The 22,546-nt window shown below is 43.1% G+C and carries 16 protein-coding genes, 2 tRNA genes and 3 rRNA genes; 2 read left to right on the top strand and 19 right to left on the bottom strand.

Features of this window, described 5'->3' with window-relative positions; genetic code table 11:
* Window positions 1–35: 35 nt before the first annotated feature.
* Window positions 36–302 carry a hypothetical protein gene (locus KKZ03_RS08055; protein WP_243220991.1) on the top strand — a complete coding sequence of 89 codons (267 nt, stop codon included), beginning with the start codon at window positions 36–38 and terminating at the stop codon, window positions 300–302.
* 118 nt (window positions 303–420) lie between these two features.
* Here KKZ03_RS08055 and KKZ03_RS08050 read toward each other — a convergent pair whose 3' ends face one another.
* From KKZ03_RS08050 to KKZ03_RS07960, 19 genes are all read right to left on the bottom strand, one after another.
* Window positions 421–2,001: a peptide chain release factor 3 gene (locus tag KKZ03_RS08050; protein WP_243220990.1), complete on the bottom strand. Its 1,581-nt coding sequence runs from the start codon at window positions 1,999–2,001 to the stop codon at window positions 421–423.
* A gap of 164 nt (window positions 2,002–2,165) precedes the next feature.
* Window positions 2,166–2,281 (bottom strand): 5S ribosomal RNA (gene rrf, locus KKZ03_RS08045).
* A 228-nt stretch (window positions 2,282–2,509) separates the two neighbouring features.
* Window positions 2,510–5,402 (bottom strand): 23S ribosomal RNA (locus tag KKZ03_RS08040).
* A gap of 393 nt (window positions 5,403–5,795) precedes the next feature.
* Window positions 5,796–5,871, bottom strand: a tRNA-Ala gene (locus KKZ03_RS08035).
* 63 nt (window positions 5,872–5,934) lie between these two features.
* Window positions 5,935–6,011, bottom strand: a tRNA-Ile gene (locus KKZ03_RS08030).
* A 68-nt stretch (window positions 6,012–6,079) separates the two neighbouring features.
* A 16S ribosomal RNA gene (locus tag KKZ03_RS08025) occupies window positions 6,080–7,614 on the bottom strand.
* Together the 16S, 23S and 5S rRNA genes with 2 tRNA genes alongside form the textbook arrangement of a ribosomal RNA operon.
* A 433-nt stretch (window positions 7,615–8,047) precedes the next feature.
* A complete protein-coding gene (gene rfaD / locus KKZ03_RS08020; protein ID WP_243220989.1) occupies window positions 8,048–9,001 on the bottom strand; it encodes an ADP-glyceromanno-heptose 6-epimerase in 954 nt (317 codons plus the stop codon).
* Window positions 8,998–10,422, bottom strand: coding sequence for a bifunctional D-glycero-beta-D-manno-heptose-7-phosphate kinase/D-glycero-beta-D-manno-heptose 1-phosphate adenylyltransferase HldE (hldE, locus tag KKZ03_RS08015; RefSeq protein WP_256452001.1), 1,425 nt, complete (start codon window positions 10,420–10,422; stop codon window positions 8,998–9,000). The genes rfaD and hldE overlap by 4 nt, the downstream gene beginning before the upstream one ends.
* A complete protein-coding gene (locus KKZ03_RS08010) occupies window positions 10,412–10,966 on the bottom strand; it encodes an SIS domain-containing protein (protein ID WP_243220988.1) in 555 nt (184 codons plus the stop codon). The genes hldE and KKZ03_RS08010 overlap by 11 nt, the downstream gene beginning before the upstream one ends.
* 48 nt (window positions 10,967–11,014) lie before the next feature.
* Window positions 11,015–12,769, bottom strand: coding sequence for a lipid A export permease/ATP-binding protein MsbA (gene msbA, locus KKZ03_RS08005; protein ID WP_243220987.1), 1,755 nt, complete (start codon window positions 12,767–12,769; stop codon window positions 11,015–11,017).
* 88 nt (window positions 12,770–12,857) lie between these two features.
* On the bottom strand, window positions 12,858–13,943 hold the full coding sequence (locus KKZ03_RS08000; RefSeq protein WP_243220986.1) for a hypothetical protein: 1,086 nt from the start codon (window positions 13,941–13,943) through the stop codon (window positions 12,858–12,860).
* 9 nt (window positions 13,944–13,952) lie between these two features.
* Window positions 13,953–14,690: a glycosyltransferase family 2 protein gene (locus KKZ03_RS07995; protein ID WP_243220985.1), complete on the bottom strand. Its 738-nt coding sequence runs from the start codon at window positions 14,688–14,690 to the stop codon at window positions 13,953–13,955.
* Window positions 14,683–15,900 carry an O-antigen ligase gene (locus KKZ03_RS07990; protein ID WP_243220984.1) on the bottom strand — a complete coding sequence of 406 codons (1,218 nt, stop codon included), beginning with the start codon at window positions 15,898–15,900 and terminating at the stop codon, window positions 14,683–14,685. Before KKZ03_RS07990 ends, KKZ03_RS07995 begins: the two co-directional genes overlap by 8 nt.
* A 165-nt stretch (window positions 15,901–16,065) precedes the next feature.
* Window positions 16,066–16,941, bottom strand: a complete 876-nt coding sequence (locus KKZ03_RS07985) for a glycosyltransferase (RefSeq protein WP_243220983.1) — start codon at window positions 16,939–16,941, stop codon at window positions 16,066–16,068.
* A 57-nt stretch (window positions 16,942–16,998) separates the two neighbouring features.
* Window positions 16,999–17,427, bottom strand: coding sequence for a desulfoferrodoxin family protein (locus KKZ03_RS07980; protein WP_243220982.1), 429 nt, complete (start codon window positions 17,425–17,427; stop codon window positions 16,999–17,001).
* A 116-nt stretch (window positions 17,428–17,543) separates the two neighbouring features.
* On the bottom strand, window positions 17,544–18,314 hold the full coding sequence (locus tag KKZ03_RS07975) for a hypothetical protein (protein ID WP_243221565.1): 771 nt from the start codon (window positions 18,312–18,314) through the stop codon (window positions 17,544–17,546).
* Between the two features lie 67 nt (window positions 18,315–18,381).
* Window positions 18,382–18,807 (bottom strand): YqaA family protein, encoded by a 426-nt coding sequence (locus KKZ03_RS07970; protein WP_243220981.1) that lies wholly within the window; start codon window positions 18,805–18,807, stop codon window positions 18,382–18,384.
* A 62-nt stretch (window positions 18,808–18,869) separates the two neighbouring features.
* A complete protein-coding gene (locus tag KKZ03_RS07965) occupies window positions 18,870–19,769 on the bottom strand; it encodes a copper oxidase (RefSeq protein ID WP_243220980.1) in 900 nt (299 codons plus the stop codon).
* A gap of 188 nt (window positions 19,770–19,957) precedes the next feature.
* Window positions 19,958–20,572 (bottom strand): hypothetical protein, encoded by a 615-nt coding sequence (locus KKZ03_RS07960; RefSeq protein WP_243220979.1) that lies wholly within the window; start codon window positions 20,570–20,572, stop codon window positions 19,958–19,960.
* A gap of 274 nt (window positions 20,573–20,846) precedes the next feature.
* Here KKZ03_RS07960 and pgi point away from each other — a divergent pair, with 274 nt between their 5' ends.
* The gene (pgi, locus tag KKZ03_RS07955; protein WP_243220978.1) at window positions 20,847–22,484 is read left to right on the top strand and encodes a glucose-6-phosphate isomerase; all 1,638 of its coding nucleotides are present in this window, start codon (window positions 20,847–20,849) and stop codon (window positions 22,482–22,484) included.
* The last annotated feature ends 62 nt before the right edge of the window (window positions 22,485–22,546 follow it).

Raw genomic sequence — 22,546 nt, 5'->3', positions numbered from 1 at the left:
TCCGAATTTTTAATCAAGTAACAATGAGGTAAATCATGTCAGTCAAAATAGAATTTGATAATTTATTGGAAAAGTTGAAATCAGAACGTGATGAAATTACGCTAAAACTTCATCTCGCTTCTATGGAAGCCAAGGAAGAATTTGAAGAAGCAGATAAACATTGGGATACCCTAAAAATCAAGGCGGCTGAGATCGCTGATGAATCAAAAGAAACATCGGAAGAGTTTATAGCCAAAGCTAAAATAGTGGGTGAAGAGTTGAAAGATGCTTACGCTCGTATCAGTAAACGCCTGACTGATTAAACCTTCTATCTAATAACGTACGCGTCTTTAATATTTATAGTACCAAGGTTTGCTCGTTATTTAATCAATCCCCAAGCACTTGGCTTTGGGATTGATTTTTGCAAGGTTAAACTATTACCTATAATTCTCTGGTAGCACTGAATTTAATATCCGGCCAACGTTCCTCTGTCAACTGTAAATTTACCCGGCTATTGGCAAGATAAACCAGATAACCACCACCGTCTTCAGCCAGATTATCAAATGCTTTTTTCTTGAAATCTTCAAGTTTAGCGGGCTTGTCAGAACTGACCCAGCGCACCGTTGAGATGGGCACAGCATCATAAACACATTCAACATTATATTCGCCTTTCAGTCGAAATGCGGTAACGTCAAATTGTAAAATACCGACTGCACCCAGAATAAGGTCATTATTTTTTAATGGTTTAAATAACTGCGTTGCGCCTTCTTCAGTCAGTTGCACAAGTCCCTTTTGTAAGGCTTTGGCTCTCAGCGGATCTTTTAAAATAACCCGACGGAATAATTCAGGAGCAAAATAAGGAATACCGCCATATTTAAGTATTTCACCTTGAGTAAAAGTATCACCAACCTGAATGGTGCCGTGGTTATGTAAACCAATGATATCACCGGGATATGCTTCTTCTACGCTTTTACGGGTGTCTGCCTGAAAGGTGATGGCATTACCAACCTGAATAGTTTTATTAATGCGAACATGATGAACCTTCATGCCTTTATCGAATTTACCGGAACATACACGCAAAAACGCAACCCGGTCTCTATGAGATGGATCCATGTTGGCCTGAACTTTAAATACAAAACCGGTAAATTTTTCCTCTTCAGGGGAAACGACTCGCTGTTCGGCCTGTCTTGGCCTGGGTGATGGCGCATATTCCGAGAAGGCATCCAGTAACTCAAGAATCCCGAAATTATTGACGGCAGAACCAAAAAACACCGGCGTTAAATTTCCTGCCAGATAGTCTTCAAGATCAAACTCGTGACTGGCACCTTTAACCAATTCAATTTCGTCCCGTAATTCTTCTGCCTGATATTTAAGCAATTCATCCAGTTTGGGATTATTTAAACCTTTGATAACTTGGGCTTCAGCAATTTTTCCGCCATGTTGTGCGCTAAACAAATGAATTTCATCTTTATAAAGATGATAAACCCCTTTAAAGCGTTTACCCATGCCAATAGGCCATGTCATAGGTGCACATTTAATTTTTAATACATTTTCGACTTCGTCCATTAATTCAATGGGTTCACGTCCTTCCCTATCCAATTTATTAATAAAGGTAAGAATGGGCGTAGTACGTAACCGACACACTTCCATTAACTTAATCGTGCGCATTTCAACGCCTTTGGCAACGTCTATTACCATCAGCGCTGAATCTACCGCAGTTAACGTTCGATAAGTATCTTCCGAAAAGTCTTCATGTCCGGGAGTGTCGAGCAGGTTAATAATGCAATTATTATGTTCAAACTGCATTACTGACGTGGTAACAGAAATACCTCGTTCTTTTTCCATCTCCATCCAGTCAGAGGTCGCGTGACGCGCCGCTTTACGCCCTTTTACCGAACCGGCAAGCTGAATAGCACCACCGAATAACAAGAGTTTTTCAGTAATGGTGGTTTTACCCGCATCTGGATGTGAAATGATGGCGAATGTACGACGCCGTTGCAATTCTGGATGTGTTTCTGACATGCTTTATTTACTGGAGTTACCACGAAAAGTTTAAATTATACCTTATTATTCATAGTGATGTATTTTCTATATAAAGCAAATTCCACGACTACCATGTCTGAGTTTACGTATAAATTTTTGGCAAAAAAAAACCCAAGAGATTATCTTGGGTTTTTAATTTAAGCGCTTGGCAATTCCCTACTTTCGCATGGCAAACTGCCACACTATCATCGGCGCTAAGCGGTTTCACTTCCGAGTTCGGGATGGGATCGGGTGGTTCACGCTCGCTATGGTCACCAAGCAAACTGGTGTCGTCGCAGGCTATTTTATTTGCCTGTCGACGGTCTTCGCTGTGCGGTTAAACACAACGCTGGAAATCTGTAACACTTTTTTGGTTAGCTTCATATCAACTAACTTTTTGCTGCTTTTTTTGTGTTCTTTTTTACAGTGATTAGCGATAATCGGCTGGCCAGAACAGTTATTGCTAACCGTCCCGGCGTATAACTCGCCCAAACTGATTGGGTGTTATATGGTCAAGCCTCACGGGCAATTAGTACACGTTAGCTTCACACATTACTGCGCTTCCACACCGTGCCTATCAACCTGGTAGTCTTCCAGGGCCCTTCAGGGGACTCATGGTCCCAGTGAGATCTCATCTTGGGAGGGGCTTCCCGCTTAGATGCTTTCAGCGGTTATCCTGTCCGAACGTAGCTACCCGGCAATGCCATTGGCATGACAACCGGAACACCAGAGGTTCGTCCACTCCGGTCCTCTCGTACTAGGAGCAGCTTCCCTCAAATCTCAAACGCCCACGGCAGATAGGGACCGAACTGTCTCACGACGTTCTGAACCCAGCTCGCGTACCACTTTAAATGGCGAACAGCCATACCCTTGGGACCTGCTTCAGCCCCAGGATGTGATGAGCCGACATCGAGGTGCCAAACACCGCCGTCGATATGAACTCTTGGGCGGTATCAGCCTGTTATCCCCGGAGTACCTTTTATCCGTTGAGCGATGGCCCTTCCATACAGAACCACCGGATCACTATGACCTACTTTCGTACCTGCTCGATGTGTCTATCTCGCAGTCAAGCACCCTTATGCCATTGCACTCATTGCCTGATTTCCGACCAGGCTGAGGGTACCTTCGTGCTCCTCCGTTACTCTTTAGGAGGAGACCGCCCCAGTCAAACTACCCACCAGACACTGTCCCCAATCCAGATAATGGATCCAGGTTAGAACTTCAAATAAACCAGGGTGGTATTTCAAGGTTGACTCCACCAAAACTAGCGTTCCGGCTTCTAAGTCTCCCACCTATCCTACACAAATCGATTCAAAGTCCAGTGTCAAGCTATAGTAAAGGTTCACGGGGTCTTTCCGTCTAGCCGCGGGTATACGGCATCTTCACCGCAATTTCAATTTCACTGAGTCTCGGCTGGAGACAGTGTGGCCATCGTTACGCCATTCGTGCAGGTCGGAACTTACCCGACAAGGAATTTCGCTACCTTAGGACCGTTATAGTTACGGCCGCCGTTTACTGGGGCTTCGATCAAGAGCTTCTCCGAAGATAACCCCATCAATTAACCTTCCAGCACCGGGCAGGCGTCACACCCTATACTTCCTCTTCCGAGTTTGCAGAGTGCTATGTTTTTGCTAAACAGTCGCAGCCACCATTTTATTGCAACCCTCTTCAGCTCCATCCGCAAGGGACTTCACTTACCAAGGGCATACCTTCTCCCGAAGTTACGGTATCATTTTGCCTAGTTCCTTCAGCCGAGTTCTCTCAAGCGCCTTAGAATTCTCATCCCACCCACCTGTGTCGGTTTGGGGTACGGCTACTAGTAACCTGAAGCTTAGAGGTTTTTCTTGGAAGCATGGCATCAATCACTTCGTCTCTCCGAGGAGAGTCTCGTCATCACGTCTCAGAATAGAGGTTCCCGGATTTGCCTAAGAACCCTCCCTACTCGCTTAAACTGACACTTCCAACCGTCAGCTGACCTAGCCTTCTCCGTCACCCCATCGCAGTTACTACTAGTGCAGGAATATTAACCTGCTTTCCATCGACTACGCTTTTCAGCCTCGCCTTAGGTACCGACTAACCCTGCGTCGATTAGCGTTGCGCAGGAAACCTTGGGTTTTCGGCGTGGGGGTTTTTCACCCCCATTATCGTTACTCATGTCAGCATTCGCACTTCTGATACCTCCAGCAAACTTCTCAGTTCACCTTCGCAGGCGTACAGAACGCTCCTCTACCGCTCATCTAAAAGATGAACCCGTAGCTTCGGTACTATGCTTAGCCCCGGTAAATCTTCCGCGCAGACCGACTCGACCAGTGAGCTATTACGCTTTCTTTAAAGGATGGCTGCTTCTAAGCCAACCTCCTGGCTGTCTGGGCCTTTCCACATCGTTTCCCACTGAGCATAGATTTTGGGACCTTAGCTGACGGTCTGGGCTGTTTCCCTTTCCACGACGGACCTTATCACCCGCCGTGTGTCTCCCGTGCTCAAACTTGTTGGTATTCGGAGTTTGCATCGGGTTGGTAAGTCGAGATGACCCCCTAGCCGAAACAGTGCTCTACCCCCAACAGTTATACACGAGGCGCTACCTAAATAGCTTTCGAGGAGAACCAGCTATCTCCGAGCTTGATTAGCCTTTCACTCCGATCCACAGCTCATCCCCGCATTTTTCAACATACGTGGGTTCGGCCCTCCAGTAAGTATTACCTCACCTTCAGCCTGGCCATGGATAGATCGCCCGGTTTCGGGTCTAATCCCAGCGACTAAACGCCCTATTAAGACTCGCTTTCGCTACGCCTCCCCTATTCGGTTAAGCTTGCCACTGAGATTAAGTCGCTGACCCATTATACAAAAGGTACGCAGTCACACCACGAGGGTGCTCCCACTGCTTGTACGCATACGGTTTCAGGATCTATTTCACTCCCCTCTCCGGGGTTCTTTTCGCCTTTCCCTCACGGTACTGGTTCACTATCGGTCAGTAAGGAGTATTTAGCCTTGGAGGATGGTCCCCCCATGTTCAGTCAAAGTTTCACGTGCTCCGACCTACTCGTTTTCACTGTATAGCGTTTTCGTGTACGGGGCTATCACCCTGTATCGCCAGACTTTCCAGACTGTTCCACTAACAACTATACAACTTAAGGGCTAATCCCCGTTCGCTCGCCGCTACTAGGGGAATCTCGGTTGATTTCTTTTCCTCCGGGTACTTAGATGTTTCAGTTCTCCGGGTTCGCTCAATACAGCTATGTATTCACTGTAATGTGACGTGCTGATGCACGCCGGGTTTCCCCATTCGGAAATTCTCGGATCAAAGTTAGTTTGCAAACTCCCCGAGACTTATCGCATGCTACAACGTCCTTCATCGCCTCTCACTGCCTAGGCATCCACCGTATGCGCTTATTCACTTGACCATATAACCCCAATAAGTCTGTTTTCGCCGACCCACCAGCCAACAGGGTGTTTTCTGTTGCCTGGCCAGTCGGTTAACAGCATTACGTGTTATACCGATCAGCTTTCTTAATCGCTTTTTTCTGTTTTTGAGAACTCATTCGCGTACTTTTCTGTTGTTTCGCTATCTAGTCGCCGGTTTTGCTTGATTAATTGCTTAATGTTGCTAGCCTTGCTACTATTTGCTGACTTCGTCTGTGTACTCGAACTCGTTGCGTAATCCTGTCACCTTTACAGATCAAGATTACGTTGTTACAGATTTCCAAATTGTTAAAGAGCTATTCGTGTATAAAGTATATACACCAATTCTATAAGGTCTCTGCTGATTCGTTTTGCGAATCGAAACGTTATAGAATTGGTGGAGCTAAGCGGGATCGAACCGCTGACCCCCTGCGTGCAAGGCAGGTGCTCTCCCAGCTGAGCTATAGCCCCAGTGTGTCTTGCTTGTTCTTGCTTACATCCCCCAGGCCTCATCACGCTTACCTTGCGGCAAGGTGGTGGGCCTGGGTGGACTCGAACCACCGACCTCACCCTTATCAGGGGTGCGCTCTAACCAACTGAGCTACAGGCCCTGGGCTCATACTGCTACTGATCAAAATAATTTGTTGTGGATACGCATGATGACGATAGACCATCTTTGTAAGGAGGTGATCCAGCCCCAGGTTCCCCTAGGGCTACCTTGTTACGACTTCACCCCAGTCATGAATCACAAAGTGGTGAGCGCCCTCCCGAAGGTTAGACTACCCACTTCTTTTGCAACCCACTCCCATGGTGTGACGGGCGGTGTGTACAAGGCCCGGGAACGTATTCACCGCGACATTCTGATTCGCGATTACTAGCGATTCCGACTTCATGGAGTCGAGTTGCAGACTCCAATCCGGACTAAGACCGGCTTTCTGGGATTTGCTTACTGTCGCCAGTTCGCAGCCCTCTGTACCGGCCATTGTAGCACGTGTGTAGCCCTACCCATAAGGGCCATGATGACTTGACGTCGTCCCCACCTTCCTCCGGTTTATCACCGGCAGTCTCCCTAGAGTTCCCGGCATTACCCGCTGGCAACTAAGGACAAGGGTTGCGCTCGTTACGGGACTTAACCCAACATCTCACGACACGAGCTGACGACAGCCATGCAGCACCTGTCTCAGAGCTCCCGAAGGCACTCTACTATCTCTAACAGATTCTCTGGATGTCAAGGGTAGGTAAGGTTCTTCGCGTTGCATCGAATTAAACCACATGCTCCACCGCTTGTGCGGGCCCCCGTCAATTCATTTGAGTTTTAACCTTGCGGCCGTACTCCCCAGGCGGTCGACTTAATGCGTTAGCTGCGCCACTAATCCTGTAAATAGGACCAACGGCTAGTCGACATCGTTTACGGCGTGGACTACCAGGGTATCTAATCCTGTTTGCTACCCACGCTTTCGTACCTCAGCGTCAGTTTTAGTCCAGGGAGTCGCCTTCGCCACTGGTGTTCCTTCAGATATCTACGCATTTCACCGCTACACCTGAAATTCCACTCCCCTCTACTAAACTCTAGTCCGCCAGTTTCAAATGCAGTTCCCAGGTTGAGCCCAGGGCTTTCACATCTGACTTAACGAACCACCTACGCACGCTTTACGCCCAGTAATTCCGATTAACGCTCGCACCCTCCGTATTACCGCGGCTGCTGGCACGGAGTTAGCCGGTGCTTCTTCTAAAGGTAATGTCAAGCTACCGGGTATTGACCGGCAGGTTTTCCTCCCAATTGAAAGTGCTTTACAACCCTAAGGCCTTCTTCACACACGCGGTATTGCTGGATCAGGCTTTCGCCCATTGTCCAATATTCCCCACTGCTGCCTCCCGTAGGAGTCTGGGCCGTGTCTCAGTCCCAGTGTGGCTGATCGTCCTCTCAGACCAGCTATAGATCGTCGCCTTGGTAGGCCTTTACCCTACCAACTAGCTAATCTAACGCAGGCTCATCTCATAGCGAAAGGTCCGAAGATCCCCTCCTTTCCCCCGTAGGGCGTATGCGGTATTAGCGTGGGTTTCCCCACGTTGTCCCCCACTATAAGGCAGATTCCTACGCGTTACTCACCCGTCCGCCACTCGTCAGCGCCCGAAGGCCTGTTACCGTTCGACTTGCATGTGTTAAGCATACCGCCAGCGTTCAATCTGAGCCATGATCAAACTCTTCAGTTTAAATCAGTTTGCCACTCAATAAGATGAGTAGCCAATCTTGGCTCGACTACAAAACTAAACGTTAAAAATTACTTCTTAATGTGTTGTTTTTGTGTCGATTATTTTTTAACAGCCTAACAATCACCACAAGTACCCACACAAATTATTTTGATCAAGTTGTTAAAGAGCGTTGGTGCCGCAGCACCGTTGAGTCCGCCTATTATACAGAGCGGATTCGGTTTGTCAACTCCTTGTCGACATTGCCTGTTGCTGTCTTGGTTCAGGGTCAAACTACGTTACCCCGAAGAAGCCGGCCATTATAGCCTACCTGAACAACTTGTCAACCTCCGTGTTAACTTTAACTTAAAGCCTCCTGCCCTTCCGAAGTCGCTGCCCCGAAAGAACTGCGTATTATACAGCCACAATCAAAACCGTCAAGCGGTTATATGTTTAATTACCTCACACCTAGATTCAGCCAATCCAGATATTTTGTAACTCCCTGTTTAACAGATAAAAACTCTTTGGTATAACCTGCCTGCGTTAATCCGGAAATATCTGCCTGCGTATAACTTTGATAGGCTCCCTTTAGATGCTCCGGAAAAGGAATGTATTCAATACAACCGTCCTTATGCCAAGCAATGACTGCGTTGGCAACAGCATTAAACGTTTCCGCCTTACCCGTCCCTACATTGTAAATACCACGCTGCTCTGGATGATCAAGAAACCATAAATTAACATCGACCACATCATCGACATAAACAAAATCGCGTTGTTGTTCGCCATTAGCCATGCCATCACAACCCTCAAACAATTTTGCCTTTTTTTGCGCTATGACCTGTTGATTAAAATGGAACGTTGTACTACTCATAGCCCCTTTGTGCTGTTCTCTTGGGCCGTAAACATTAAAATAGCGAAAGCCTACAATCGGAATTGTTGTTGTCGGCAATACCCGCCGAACATATTGATCGAATTGAAACTTTGAATAAGCATACATATTAATGGGCTGCTCACAACTACGGTCAACACGAAAGCCATGCTCTCCGTTCCCATAAACCGAAGCAGAAGACGCATAAATAAAAGCAATGTTATTTTCAATACAACAATGCAATAAGCGCTTTGAGTAGTCATAGTTATTTTTCATAACAAACTGTCCATCCCATTCCGTGGTTGCAGAACAAGCACCCTGATGAAAAATTGCCCGTACACCACTTAAAAAACCCGGCTTTTCAATCTGTTCGATAAATTCCGTTTTATCCATGTAATCAGCCACATCAAGATCCGCTATATTGTGCATCTTTCGACCATTGACCAAGTGGTCAATCAACAATATATTACTTTCACCGCGCTGATTTAATGCCCGAATCAGATTACTCCCTATAAAACCAGCACCACCCGTGACAATAATCATTCCATCTTCCTCGCCTTGTTAATCATCGCTGTTGTTGATTGACCATCGACAAACTGCAATATTTTTACTTCACCACCCGCCTTAATAACGCAATCGCCACCTACGACTTGCTCAGGGCTATAATCACCACCCTTAACAATAACATCAGGCAACAATGCACAATACAAACGCTCAGGTGTTTCTTCTGTAAACGGCACCACCCAGTCAACACAAGCCAATGCGGCCAGTACTGTCATACGTTCATGTAAACCGTTAATCGGTCGTGATTCACCCTTGAGTTGTTTAACTGAAGCATCGGAATTAACTGCCACACACAAACGATCACCCAGTGCTTTTGCCTGCTCCAAATAAGCGACATGCCCGGCATGCAGCAAATCAAAGCAACCATTAGTCATTATGATTTTTTCATCATGGGCTTTTGCCCGTGCAAAAAGCCTGGCCAATTCTTCTTCGGAAACAACGCCATACAGTGAATCTCTATCGCCGTGCATGGCGCGCGCCAATTCTTGTAATGAAACCGTTGATGTTCCCAATTTACCGACCACAATACCGCCAGCCAAATTAGCCAGATACATAACTTCAACCAACGGCATACCAAGCGAGACACCTAAAGCCATTACAGCAATAACCGTGTCTCCGGCTCCGGTTACATCAAAAACATCTTTGGCTTGCGCCGGCAATGAATGCACCTGATCATGATCTATCAGCGTCATACCCGCTTCGCCACGAGTCAATAACAGTGTTGGAATTTGATACAAAGCTAAAAGCTCACGCCCTTTTTCAATTAAATGTTGATTATTTTCACAGGCCCCCACCACCGCTTGTAACTCAGCCAGGTTCGGCGTTATCAAGTCAGCTTGCGCATAACGCTGATAATCAACACCCTTGGGATCTACCAAAACCTTAACACCGGCTTGTCTGGCGGCAATAATATAAGCTGAAACATCCGCCAAAGTTCCCTTGCCATAGTCGGAAAAAACTACCACATCGTTTTGTGGAAAATGCCTGATTAAGGCCGTCTTTAAAGCCTCTTGATCAAATTTTATCGGCGTATCTTCAAAATCCAGCCGGATCAATTGTTGATGCTGCGCCATGACACGAAGCTTACAGATGCTACGTAACAACGGCTCAACAACAAAATCGCACACCACTCCCTCGGCTTCGAGTAACTCCCTTAAAATTTTACTTTCGGCATCATCACCCACAACACCCAGCAAAGTCACTTTGCCGCCTAATTTGGCGATATTAAGCGCGACATTGCCAGCGCCGCCTATGCGGTCTTCAACCGATTTAACCTTAACAACTGGCACGGGTGCTTCAGGAGATATACGCAACGCCTGCCCGGACCAATAACGATCCAGCATAACATCACCAATAACAATGATTCGGGCCAATCCAAAATCAGGTGTTTTAAACAGCACTTAAAGCCTCCTCAATCGCACCACACCACCAATGACCAATTAAAATATGTGCTTCTTGTATTCTTGCCGTGACCGTCGAAGGCACAATAACCGAAACCGTTGCCAGCCCACTTAGCTCACCGCCATCACCGCCGGTTAAGCCAATAACCGCCATGCCTTTTAACTTTGCAGCTTCGACTGCTCTTAGTATATTTTTACTTTTTCCTGAGGTAGAAATTGCGATCAAACAATCCTTGTCGTTACCAAGCGCTTCCACCTGACGCGAAAAAACCGTTTCAAAATCAAAATCATTGGCATGAGCTGTCAAAATAGAACTATCTGTCGTCAAGGCAATGGCAGCCATAGCTTTGCGCTTTTTTTCATAGCGCACAACAAATTCTGCTGCGATATGCTGACAATCAGCCGCACTACCGCCATTACCACATAACAATATCTTGCCGCCCTGCTGTAAAGTGCAGGTCAGTAATTCTGCGGCCATCTCAATTACTTCGGTGCAATTAGCCAACCTGGCTATCATGGATTGATGCTCTTCAATTTCCGACATAAATGTCTTCAAAATAACATCCCCTCAACAATAAAGACTTGCACTGTGTTAATCATTTTTTTCAGGATGCTCCTTAAACTGCATTTGGTGCAAACGAGCATAAGCTCCATTTTTTTTAATCAACTCTTCATGAGAGCCTCTTTCTACGATACGCCCATGATCTATCACTAAAATCATATCGGCATTTTCAATCGTCGATAACCGATGCGCAATAACCAAAGTTGTCCGGTTACGCATCACTTTTTGTAATGCGGCCTGAATATATCGTTCTGACTCAGTATCCAATGCAGAAGTCGCTTCATCCAAAATCAGTAGAGGCGCGTCTTTCAACAATGCTCTGGCCAAAGCTAATCTTTGCCGCTGTCCACCCGATAATTTAACGCCATTTTCACCTATTTCCGTATCCAGTCCTTTATCCAATTTACCGATAAATTCCATGGCATAAGCATCTGTCGCCGCTGTGGTAATTTCGCTACGAGTTGCTGTCGTCAACGCACCGTAGGCAATATTATTGGCTATCGTATCATTGAATAAAGTGACCTGCTGATTAACCAATGCCAACTGCTTCCTTAAGTTTGCTAACTGATAGGTATTGATTTCCACGCCATCCAATAATATTTCACCACTACCATGAGGATAAAATCGTGATACCAAATTAACCAAGGTACTTTTACCACCACCCGATGCGCCAACCAGGGCAATAGTCTGGCCCGGCTCGGCCTTGAAATTGATGTCGATAAGCGCAGGTTCATTGGCACCGGCATATTGAAATGACAGCTTTTTAAATTCCAGTGCTCCCTTGCATCTTTCAGCCTGATAAGTTCCTTCATCCAACTCGCCCGGCTCATCCAATATTTCAAATAACGATTCAGCTGCTACTATGCCTTTTTGGATATCACTGTTGGCATCACTTAATTGCCTGATCGGTCTGGGCAATAAAAATGCTGCCGTTAAATACCCGACAAATGAGCCAACACTGGCTTGCTCCATAAAAAACAATGCCATGTACATTAAAAATGCCAACGCCAAGGCAATAATTAATTGCATAATTTGATTATGAATAGCGCCTGTCGTTGTTAATTTTAATGATTGCCGGCGATTATACAAACTACTTTCCAAAAACCGCTGTTTTTCATACTCTTCGCCGCCATAACTTCTCACCACGCGATGTCCATTAACCAATTCCGAGGTAATATGTGTCATGTCGCCTATTGATTCCTGGATACGCTTACTTAACATCCTTAGTCGTTTGCTGACATAATTAACCAATAAGGCAATAAGCGGTGCAACTACCAAAAAAACCAGTGACAGCAACCAGTTAACATAAAATAAATACACCAACAAACCTAAAGCAGTTAAACCTTCCTGCACTACTTTACGCACCGCATCAGTCGTTGCTTGTGCAACTTGTCCGACATTATGGGTAATACGTGAAATCATGTAACCGCTATTATTGGCATCAAAATGAGCGGTCGGCAACTGCGTATATTTATTAAAAATCTCACAGCGCAAAGCATGAATAACATTCAATGACACTTTGGCTAAAAAATAATTACCAAAATAATTACCAATACCACGAACAAGAACCAACCCGCTAAAAAACAACGGCAAATAGTACATTTTTTCGCGTGATTTGGCTTGCAGCGTGTCAATAATTTCCTGTACCAATGCGGCAAATAAAGGCTGGGTACTGGAATAAATCAGAAAGCCAACAATGCTGATGGCAAAAAGACCGCGATGTGGTGTTACATAGGTCGATAATCGTTTGTATATTTGAATGCTTGTATCAGGTTTTTTTTTCATATTTTTGAATATTGTATTAACAGCACTGTAGAGATGACTTTAATCACCAAGGTGAATGCATCACCCCTACAAATAATAAAGAAGTATACTAAATCTTGTTCGCTAGAATGACGTTTGCGAGATGATTCGCACTATGCTCATCCTGTAGCGTTTGACCGGCAGTGACCGCTTTTTCACTGTAATAGCTATATTCGGCAATCACTTTTTTAATTGCCGCAAGCAAATGCTCGGGAGAAGTTGTATCAACAATAATCCCGGCATCAAATCTTTCAACTTGCCGTGCAATCCAAGTCCCGGCACTGGTGACGACAGGGCTGCCAGCAGAAAGCGCATCTAATGTTACGCCACTAATACGATCGGCAAAATCAGCAGTCCGATAGGGTTGTATACAAATAGCACCGGCAAATAAACGGCTATAAGCTTCTGTAGACAGGGTGTCTGTAAGCATTTGAAGATGCGCGTAAGTAAGCTTTTTTAGTCGCACAATATCGGCTTTGGTTTCTGTGTCGTATTTACCAAAATGATCTGAAGACGTTTGCAGCGTAAAAGGAATATCAAACCCCAGATTGCCAATATATTCAATTAAATCGACAACCTTGCCAAAACCCTTGTCCTGACGTGCGGCACCTGCAAACCAAACCCTTGAGAATGGCGTCACTTGCGCAGGATTTTTTAAAACAGCTGCTAAAACAGGGTACGGAACCAGATGCACCTGCTTAAAACCCGCTTCTTGAAACACTTTCACCACCGAGGGTGTTGGCCCAAGAATAACCATATTGGGTTGCTTAAGAGCAAGCTTTTTTAATTGGGCAATTTTTTTATGACTTTCATTTATCCAATGAAAATAAAAATAAACTTTATTGGGCGGGATGACTCCTTTTGACACCCAGTCAAAAATTGCCAAATCAACACGTCCCGCAGTAGAAACCAATATTTTTTGCTGCGTAGTCAATAATTTTTTATACAAAAAAAAGCTTTGAATCTTGCGGATTTTTCGGAAAAAATATTTTTTAAGTTCAACGTTTTTTGCAGGTGATGTCAGCGATGACAAACGATTTCCCCATAATATAAATCGTGTTTTCTTGTCGGCCTGACATAAGCTACTCACAAAACTAAAACAATGTCCGGCTTCACTAGTTAATGTAGGTTCAACGATATTAACAATCTGCGACATAATCTCGTATTATCTGTTCATCAGCATCAGCTTAAGATGCCGATAATAAGTACTTTCAGCCGTCGATACTGCCAGGATAAAACCTTCGCGACCATCCAGAAAGCCGACACGCAATAAATAACTTCGAAAAAAGGCCCAAAGACCATGCCCAACAGCTTTTCGCAATGAGGCCGTTTTATTTCTTTCATGCGACATTAACGCACCAGCCGTAGAATATTGATTCATTTTTGTTAATAAATCCTCTAAATTTTCAATACTTTCATGCAGGAAATGCGCCTTCAATGTACCGGTTAAGCCTGTTACGATAACTCGTTCATGAACAATATCGTCAGAGAATTTTGCATAATCCCGATGAAACAAACGGGTAATATAATCAGGCCACCAACCGGAATGATGTATAAATCGACCACAAAAACTTGATAATCGTGGGATTTTCCAAGCCACAGAGTCACCAGGATTAGCAATAGCCTGTTCTATTTCTTGACGCAATTCGGGAGTCACTCGCTCATCAGCATCTATTGATAATATCCAGTCACCTTTTGCCAGTGACAAGGCATGGTTTTTTTGTTTGCCATAGCCAGGCCATTCGTTTTTTGAGATCAGCGCACCAAATTTCTGGCAGATTGCTACCGTATCGTCATCACTTCCAGAGTCTACGACAATAATCTCATTGGCCCATGCTACTGATGCCAAGCATGCACCTATAGAATGTGCTTCATTTTTAGTGATGATAATGACACTAAGCATGACTTATCAGAGATGTATTCTTGGCTTGAAGAGGCGAAAAGCATAAGGCTATCATGGTAGCAAACCAATGACCTTCGGTGTGATCCAAAATAGGACTATTAAATATACTGGTAATAATTAAAGAGAGTAAAAGACCTTGAGCAAGCCATTTTTCTTTATCAGGTAATTTCTTGGCGTAGTAAAACTGACTACCAAGGAATCCTGAATAAATAAATAATCCTACAAGGCCCAATTGAACACCTATCATAAAAAATTCATTATGCGGATTTGTTGATTTAAAACGCTCGTCAGGAACAAGGCGCTTATATTCTTTACTAAAACTACCTGTGCCATGCCCGAATAAAGGTTTTTCAGCGATTAGTTTTATTGAGTATTTCCAAAAAGTAAATCGCAGCCCCATGGAAGACTCAGTTTGCTCCGGAACAGGCTTTAAGTAAGCTTGAGTATTAGCAATACCTTCATTAATACGACTTGCCTTATCAGAAAAATTAAAAAACAATGCTACTAATAGAGCAACGGCAATAACACTCAATAAACGTTCTTTATTACCAAATCGTTGCATCGCAAATAATAAAACCAAAGCAACAATAATTAATTGACCGGTACGACCGGGAACCACAAAAAAAAGATTATAGAGACTCAAGACAAATAAAATCAAATAAAGCTTTGCATAGCGCTGCTGGTTATAAGCCTTATGAGCACAAAAGAAAGCAAAAAAAGAGATAAAAATGCTATGAGTAATACGCCCCTTAAAACAAGGATCACCCTGACCGTTAAGATCAAGAATATCAAAATACATTAAATAGGAAACTAAAAGTGCCAGCACAGAGGTGATAAAAAAAGCTTTCCATACCCAGCTACGGTAACGCTCTGTCGTTAAAAATGAAATTAAAACAGGAATAAACAATAACTCCCTATACTTCATTATCATTGAAAAGGCATCGTTGTTTGTTGCACTGGTATAACATGAGCCAAAAATGAACCACGCCAGCAAAAGCAACGCCCAGGCAGCAACAGGATTTCTTTTTAAGGTGCCTGGCAGCTCTATAAACTGGGTCGAAAGCAACCACACAACGCCCAATAAGGCTGAGACAACTATTGCTATCGTTGTTGAAAAATAGATTGAAACCACCAATAAAACAGTAATAAAAGTTTCATATTCATGTGTACGTAACTGTACTCGTTGAGCCAATGTTGTATTGAAATTCATATCTCGAAAACTGTAAAATTAAGTGTTATAGATATTTTAGCGCTATGCCAAATACTTTGCCTGTACGCCTATTGGTTATTAAATACTCTGAAGAGAGCTTAGCTTAGCTGATCAGGTGCGAATTTTCGATCAATCTATACCGCTAATATTGCCAAGATTTTTAAGTTACTTGATTAATCTATAGTGACTTTTAGTAAAATTTAATCCAAATATTTTTTCTATTCGCATTAATAAACGATGTTTTTTTTCTCTTTTGGTTAACTGATAGGCGGGATTGGTAACAAATAAACCTGCTTCCGACGGTAACCAATCTTTAATAGCCTGGGGATGTACGCCTGTAAATAACTTTAAAATAGTCGAATCTATCTCTCTATAATTTACCTGATCAATACTTGCCGACTGATTGTCTTTATGCCAATAAGTCTGTACTTTTTGTGCTTTTAAATTCATTTGCTGTTCGTTTCTTACCCAGCCGTAATGATAAATTTTTGCCTGTGTATGTGCAGCTTTTGGGTATCTGCCCGTTTTATTTTTATCCAGCACCAACCAAAACAAACCATCAGGTGCATAACTTCTAATTGAATTTTTAATAATACGCGCTTCAGTTTTATACCATGCTGGTGAATCCAAATAAGTATTAGCGTTGCCATAAAAATGGTAGTAATCAAATACGAGAGCTTCCACGTTATCATCATGCAAACAGGCTTGCATGGATGCTTTTATTTTTGGCAAATCATCTTCGTGAACAACTTCATCACCTTCCAGATAAAACGCCCAATCACCCGTACAATTGAATTGCGCAATCATTTTCTGCTGACCATATACATAGCCGCGATCGTGCATATTATCATTCCATGACGTTTCAATAATGCGTATTTTGTCACTGGGAATAGCTTTAATTCGTGCTAGGGTATTGTCTTCGCTTTTTCCTACTGCAATAACAAACTCGTCAACAATTGATAAAATAGAATTAATGGATTCAATAAAGGGGTAACCTAGTATTTCACCATTTTTAATAAACGTAAATGCGCTAATTTTCATTATTATTTAATACAATGGTGTCATTCCCAGGTGATTATTAGGAATGACATTATTCGTTTATACCTTGGCTTCGTTTAACCACAAATCATGTTTATTACACATGCTCAACACGTATAGCATCCCGCTATAGCCTTGCAGTGTAAATGTTGATATTGCAGCGGTATCTTTGGTTGGGTCAAACATATGCTCATCTAAAAACTTATGATTACTATCCAACAATACATGCTTCACAATATAGTGCTCATAACCTTTCATTTCGTGAGGCGTTACTACTTTTACGGTTATTTTTCCATTCGCACTCTCTATATCAATGCTAGGTAAATGCGTTGCAACCTTTCCACTCCAACGACCAGCATCTTCCTTGGTATAATAAATATCGCTGGCTCCCTTTACCTGCTTTTCAGTATTAGCCAAGGCTATTGTTGGAGCGATGATACCCGCGCCAATACTGGCGACGCTTAAACGAATAAAATTACGACGTTCCATAGTTGGTCCTCTTTTTGGATTATTTATTGCATCTCAATTGAGGCAGAGACACGCTGCCTGGTGTTTACAGACTTGGTAACTTATGCACTAAAAACTGACCAAAAAATTTATAAGCATCAATCTGCTGTTCGTGAGCGTAATGTTCTGGCTTTTAAATAACTCAATACCTTGGCTAAACCATTCAATACCAGCGGCGCACCGCCTATGGCTACCGCATCAACCAGACAATACCAGGCTGCGACGCCACTTGGCGGGTTACCCTGAGGCAAACCCAAAACTGGATCAATTGCTGCCCATTTCCAGGTGCCGACCGCAGTACCTATTAATTCCAGCCATGTCGTAATAAAGAAAGCCGCCAGATAAACCATAGGCGAACGGCCTTTAAACAGATAAACCAAAAACACACAAAATAGCAAGGCACCCACTGCATCACCCTGCTGCGGCAAGCCGCTAATACCCCAAAGCGACCAGATACCACAGACGGCTATTACCAGCGCAGTAATTTCTCTGGCATATCTTAAAAACAAGCCGGAACGTGCCAAGGCTACCGCCGTTAAATAAACCATACCGTGACCGGGCGGCACATACGCCGGTACATTTCCAAATCGGTAAGTGTAACCGCCCATAAAAGGAGATGCAAAGTGTTCACCGATAGTGGCAAAAATAACCGCTATGACAACCTGCATTCTAATTTCCCTGTTTTCTCCGAGCAACAAGCCAATTAAAAATACCCAGCCACTAACTCCAAGTGCATTTTGTTTTTCTATGCCGGCATCCGCATCGCTAATCAAGCAGATTGCTACACAAAAAAAAGTAAATGCTGCTATAAAATAATCCCGCTTCTTATGCGGATAAGCTATATGAGAAGCCGGGAAATGACTTAGCAAAGCAACTTCATTTAATCTTAATCTTAAAAGCTTTAAATCAATCATTGAACAAACCTATTTTTCAGCGTCAAACAAACATCCATGCGATCACCGCGTATCTGCTAAATTTTCCTAACAAAATAACTGAACAGGCCGGCAACAAAGGGAGCTTTAACCATCCGCCCGCGAAACATAAAGCATCACCGATTACCGGTAACCATGAAAAAAAAAGCACCCAGACACCTCTTTTTTTTACCATATTTAGCGCTTTCTGTTTTTTATCTGACAACAGATTGGCCACTGGAAATTTTCTCTCTGCCAGTATCCCCAACCCCCATGTTGTCATTGCGCCCAAAGTATTGCCAATAGCCGCTACAATAACCAGATGCCGAACTTGAAAATGCCCTTCCGACACCATGTAAGCCAAAACAGCTTCAGAACCACCCGGTGCAATAGTTGATGATATAAATGCACTGAGAAACAGTCCCCACATACCACTCACTATTTCTTGCATTTATTTATCTCAAAAAAAAACCCTGCGTTCGAAGAGCACAGGGTTTTTGATGTTACCTGTATTTATTTTTCAGGCAATATCTTGTTTTTATAAGCAATGATCAATCTAATCAGGCGAGAAAGTAGCTTTACAGCTAGCTCAATAAAGGCTCTCAACAAATCAAACACGTAAGCGACTACCTCTGACACGCTCATGCCTTTAAACTTGCGAGCCAGAAAGGGCGCAGCAAGCAGACCTAATGCCAAGCCAATCACCGTAACACCTGAAATAACAGAATCATCCTGCGGCACAGACGGTTTGGGAGCAAGACTGGCAGCATCGGCTGCAGGTGCGCTATCAATGACACTCGCAGCTTTTACCATCAATTCAGGCAACGTTGCCTTATAATCATCCGCTATAACATAAGCCGTGACACCCGGAATACTCGGCAAATCACCATCACCTTCACCGACCTTAAACTGGGCTTTCATGCCTTTTTCCATATGCTGGGCAATATCACAATGCACCAGATAGGTTTTATCGCCGGGCGGTAAAATCAATGTTCCTGATATTTTTGAAGGACCAGTCGCTTCCAAATGAAACATCCCTTTAGGATATAAATATTTAGGCAGACCATGCATCATCCATTGATGCCGCACGTTATCCTCATTAATAAAATGAACCGTTAATTTAGTGCACGGTTTAAATTTAAATTCCTGAGTATCAAATGCAAACATTCTACCTGGAAATTTTTCAGCATATTTATGACCGGCATGCACAGTAATTTCTTTGGTTTCAGAGATGCTGTCGCAACCACCGGGTAAAGTATCGGTATTCTGCCCCATCACCATACCGCCAGCCATGTCCATCAAATGGCCATCACCATGATCCATCAGCATGCTGTCATGATCTTCATATTCCTGAGCCATTAAAGGCACAGAGAAAAGAACCATCAGCACTCCAACCGACAATAACTTCACCATTCTTAATTTCCTCTTTTACTTGACATAATCAATACACTTTTTACGATCAATTATCAGTAAGGACGCTAAAGCTCAAATAACCAAACCTACCAGACAATTTATATTGTTTAACAAAATTACGCGTTCGTCTTAAAAATAAATAAATAGTATTTTAAAATATTTAACATTCCTAGCGAACGGCTAATATTTTATTTTTTAATTTTTGCAACCACTTCATCAACTTTACGTTTAAAGCCTGCGTTTGATAAATACAACACATACAAGCCAGCAAATGTTAAAAACACATATAGCAACATGCTGTTTCTGCTTGTAGCTTGACCTGCACCTGCCTTAAAACCCATGTGTACGTCCAATCTCTCACCCTGAGTGCGATTTTCTGTATCAGCAGGATCTGGAACCAAAGTAATATGAATCAGGTATTGACCTGCTTCTGGTACACCATTTTTCAACTCTAAATTAACAGAACCTTTTTTATGTTTTGCACTGGGCAGAAAAAATACACGCGTACCTTCGGGCTCCTTGGTCACTTCAAACTCAACCAACATGTTTCTGTATTTCATATCCTGATAATCAAAAACCAATTGCGTCAAGGTGTTTATAGCAGGCAGATTACCGCAAAATTCTTCTGCAGGATAGGCACTAGGTTGATAAGCCGTGTAATGAACCCAATGAGTAGGTTGCAACTCAAATTTGCATTGATCCGTATCGGTACCAGCAGCGCCACCGTGAGCCCAGATAGATGCCGAAAAAAACAATCCCAAAAGTCCCAACAGACTTTTTCTTATTAGTTGTACTTTATTCATGATACCTTCCTGTTTAAATAATTATTATGTGAGCCATTTTTAATGGCTCTTTTATAAGTTTGATTTGGTCAAAAAAAAGCTGCATTTGCCATATATCTGACTTATATCAAGTCCAACTCTAGCATATCAGCTCATGTAAATAAAGCAATTGATAGAAAACCAGACTAAAATAGGCATTGCATAAACAAATGATAATACGCGCATTACGCTATTGCTATCTAACCGTCCTTTTCGTAGACTTAAGCTATATTATTTTAATCGGAGCCAAAAAAAAATGTCATCTTTGACTACCTCAAAAGCGTGGACTGCATTACAAAACCATTACTATCAAACTAAAAATAATTCTCTACGTGACGCTTTCAAAAAGGACATTAATCGATTCAATAAATTCTCTATTAATTTTAACGAGATTCTGTTTGATTATTCCAAAAACAGAATAACAGATGAAACTTTATTGTTATTGGGAGACCTTGCCAACCATGCAGAACTGGATATAAAAATTAAAGCGATGTTTTCCGGTGAAAAAATTAACACCACCGAACATCGAGCCGTTCTGCATACTGCATTACGCAATAAAGGCAATCATCCCGTTTATGTTGATGAACAAGATGTTATGCCGGACATTAATCGGGTTTTGGCAAAAATGCGGGTTTTCTGCGCATCGGTTCGTTCGGGTGAATGGAAAGGCTACAGCGGAAAAGCTATCACCGATATTGTCAACATTGGCATAGGCGGTTCTGGCTTAGGGCCAAAGATGGTCTCAATGGCGCTTACACCTTATAGCTCAGACAGCTTAAAAGTACATTATGTCTCCAATATTGATCAAACCAATATTGTTGAAGTACTAAAGCCATTATCTCCAGAAACCACTTTATTTATTGTTGCCTCCAAGGTGTTTTCCACACAAGAGACGATGATGAATGCACAATCCGCAAAAAACTGGTTTCTTGATAGCGCAAAAGACCCGCTCGCAATTGCCAAACACTTTGTCGCGATTTCAACTCATACCGAAAATGTTGCCAAGTTTGGTATAGATACCAACAACATGTTCGAATTTTGGGACTGGGTGGGTGGACGTTATTCTCTTTGGTCAGCAGTAGGCTTATCCATTGCCTTATACATAGGCATGGATCATTTTGAAGATCTTTTACTGGGCGCATACGAAGCCGATTGTCATTTTCGCGACACGCCTTTTGAGCAAAACATACCGGTAATTATGGCCTTACTGGGAGTCTGGTATAACAACTTCTTTAATGCTGACTCTCATGCTTTACTACCTTACGATCAATCCATGCGTTATTTCGCCGATTACTTTCAACAAGGCGATATGGAAAGTAATGGCAAAAGTATTACCCTACGAGGTGAAAAAGTCGATTACAGTACCGGTCCAATTATTTGGGGACAACCGGGCACCAACGGACAGCATGCTTTTTTCCAACTGATACATCAGGGCACCAAACTCGTACCCTGCGACTTTTTGGCTGCTGCAAACAGTCATTACAAACTACCAGGTCATCACGATATTTTAATATCAAATTTTCTCGCACAGCCGGAAGCGTTAATGAACGGCTTAAACGCTGAAGAAGTTAAAGTTAAACTGACCCCTGACGAACAAGCGGATCCCGTCCTCGTTGCATCGAAAGTGTTTGACGGTAATAAACCATCAAATTCTTTTCTTTTTAATAAGATGACCCCGAAAACCTTGGGTTCGTTATTGGCATTTTATGAACATAAAATTTTTGTTCAAGGTGCCATCTGGAATATCAATTCATTTGATCAAATGGGCGTGGAATTAGGCAAAATATTGGCCAATGTGATTTTGCCTGAACTTCAAAATGATGAAACAATTACCAGCCATGATTGCTCGACTAATGCCCTGATTAACACCTATAAAAAATTACGGGAATCTTGATCCAGTCAGACCCATTGTCGAATCACCATGTTGCTGACGAACGATGTACAGAAACTTCGTAA

It is taken from the genome of Methylobacter sp. S3L5C, from assembly GCF_022788635.1.
Lineage (GTDB): Bacteria > Pseudomonadota > Gammaproteobacteria > Methylococcales > Methylomonadaceae > Methylobacter_C.
The sequence above is the reverse complement of the archived record's forward strand: the minus strand, read 5'-3'. Positions and strand labels throughout refer to the sequence as shown.

Excerpts from the sequence above, each read along its gene's own strand:
- msbA (WP_243220987.1), bottom strand. The coding sequence starts at position 12,769 with ATGAAAAAAAAACCTGATACAAGCATTCAAATATACAAACGATTATCG.
- KKZ03_RS07985 (WP_243220983.1), bottom strand. The coding sequence starts at position 16,941 with ATGAAAATTAGCGCATTTACGTTTATTAAAAATGGTGAAATACTAGGT.
- KKZ03_RS07960 (WP_243220979.1), bottom strand. The coding sequence starts at position 20,572 with ATGAATAAAGTACAACTAATAAGAAAAAGTCTGTTGGGACTTTTGGGA.
- rfaD (WP_243220989.1), bottom strand. The coding sequence starts at position 9,001 with ATGATTATTGTCACGGGTGGTGCTGGTTTTATAGGGAGTAATCTGATT.
- KKZ03_RS08055 (WP_243220991.1), top strand. The coding sequence starts at position 36 with ATGTCAGTCAAAATAGAATTTGATAATTTATTGGAAAAGTTGAAATCA.
- KKZ03_RS08050 (WP_243220990.1), bottom strand. The coding sequence starts at position 2,001 with ATGTCAGAAACACATCCAGAATTGCAACGGCGTCGTACATTCGCCATC.
- KKZ03_RS07995 (WP_243220985.1), bottom strand. The coding sequence starts at position 14,690 with ATGCTTAGTGTCATTATCATCACTAAAAATGAAGCACATTCTATAGGT.
- KKZ03_RS08000 (WP_243220986.1), bottom strand. The coding sequence starts at position 13,943 with ATGTCGCAGATTGTTAATATCGTTGAACCTACATTAACTAGTGAAGCC.
- KKZ03_RS07990 (WP_243220984.1), bottom strand. The coding sequence starts at position 15,900 with ATGAATTTCAATACAACATTGGCTCAACGAGTACAGTTACGTACACAT.
- pgi (WP_243220978.1), top strand. The coding sequence starts at position 20,847 with ATGTCATCTTTGACTACCTCAAAAGCGTGGACTGCATTACAAAACCAT.
- KKZ03_RS07965 (WP_243220980.1), bottom strand. The coding sequence starts at position 19,769 with ATGGTGAAGTTATTGTCGGTTGGAGTGCTGATGGTTCTTTTCTCTGTG.
- KKZ03_RS07980 (WP_243220982.1), bottom strand. The coding sequence starts at position 17,427 with ATGGAACGTCGTAATTTTATTCGTTTAAGCGTCGCCAGTATTGGCGCG.
- KKZ03_RS08010 (WP_243220988.1), bottom strand. The coding sequence starts at position 10,966 with ATGTCGGAAATTGAAGAGCATCAATCCATGATAGCCAGGTTGGCTAAT.
- KKZ03_RS07970 (WP_243220981.1), bottom strand. The coding sequence starts at position 18,807 with ATGCAAGAAATAGTGAGTGGTATGTGGGGACTGTTTCTCAGTGCATTT.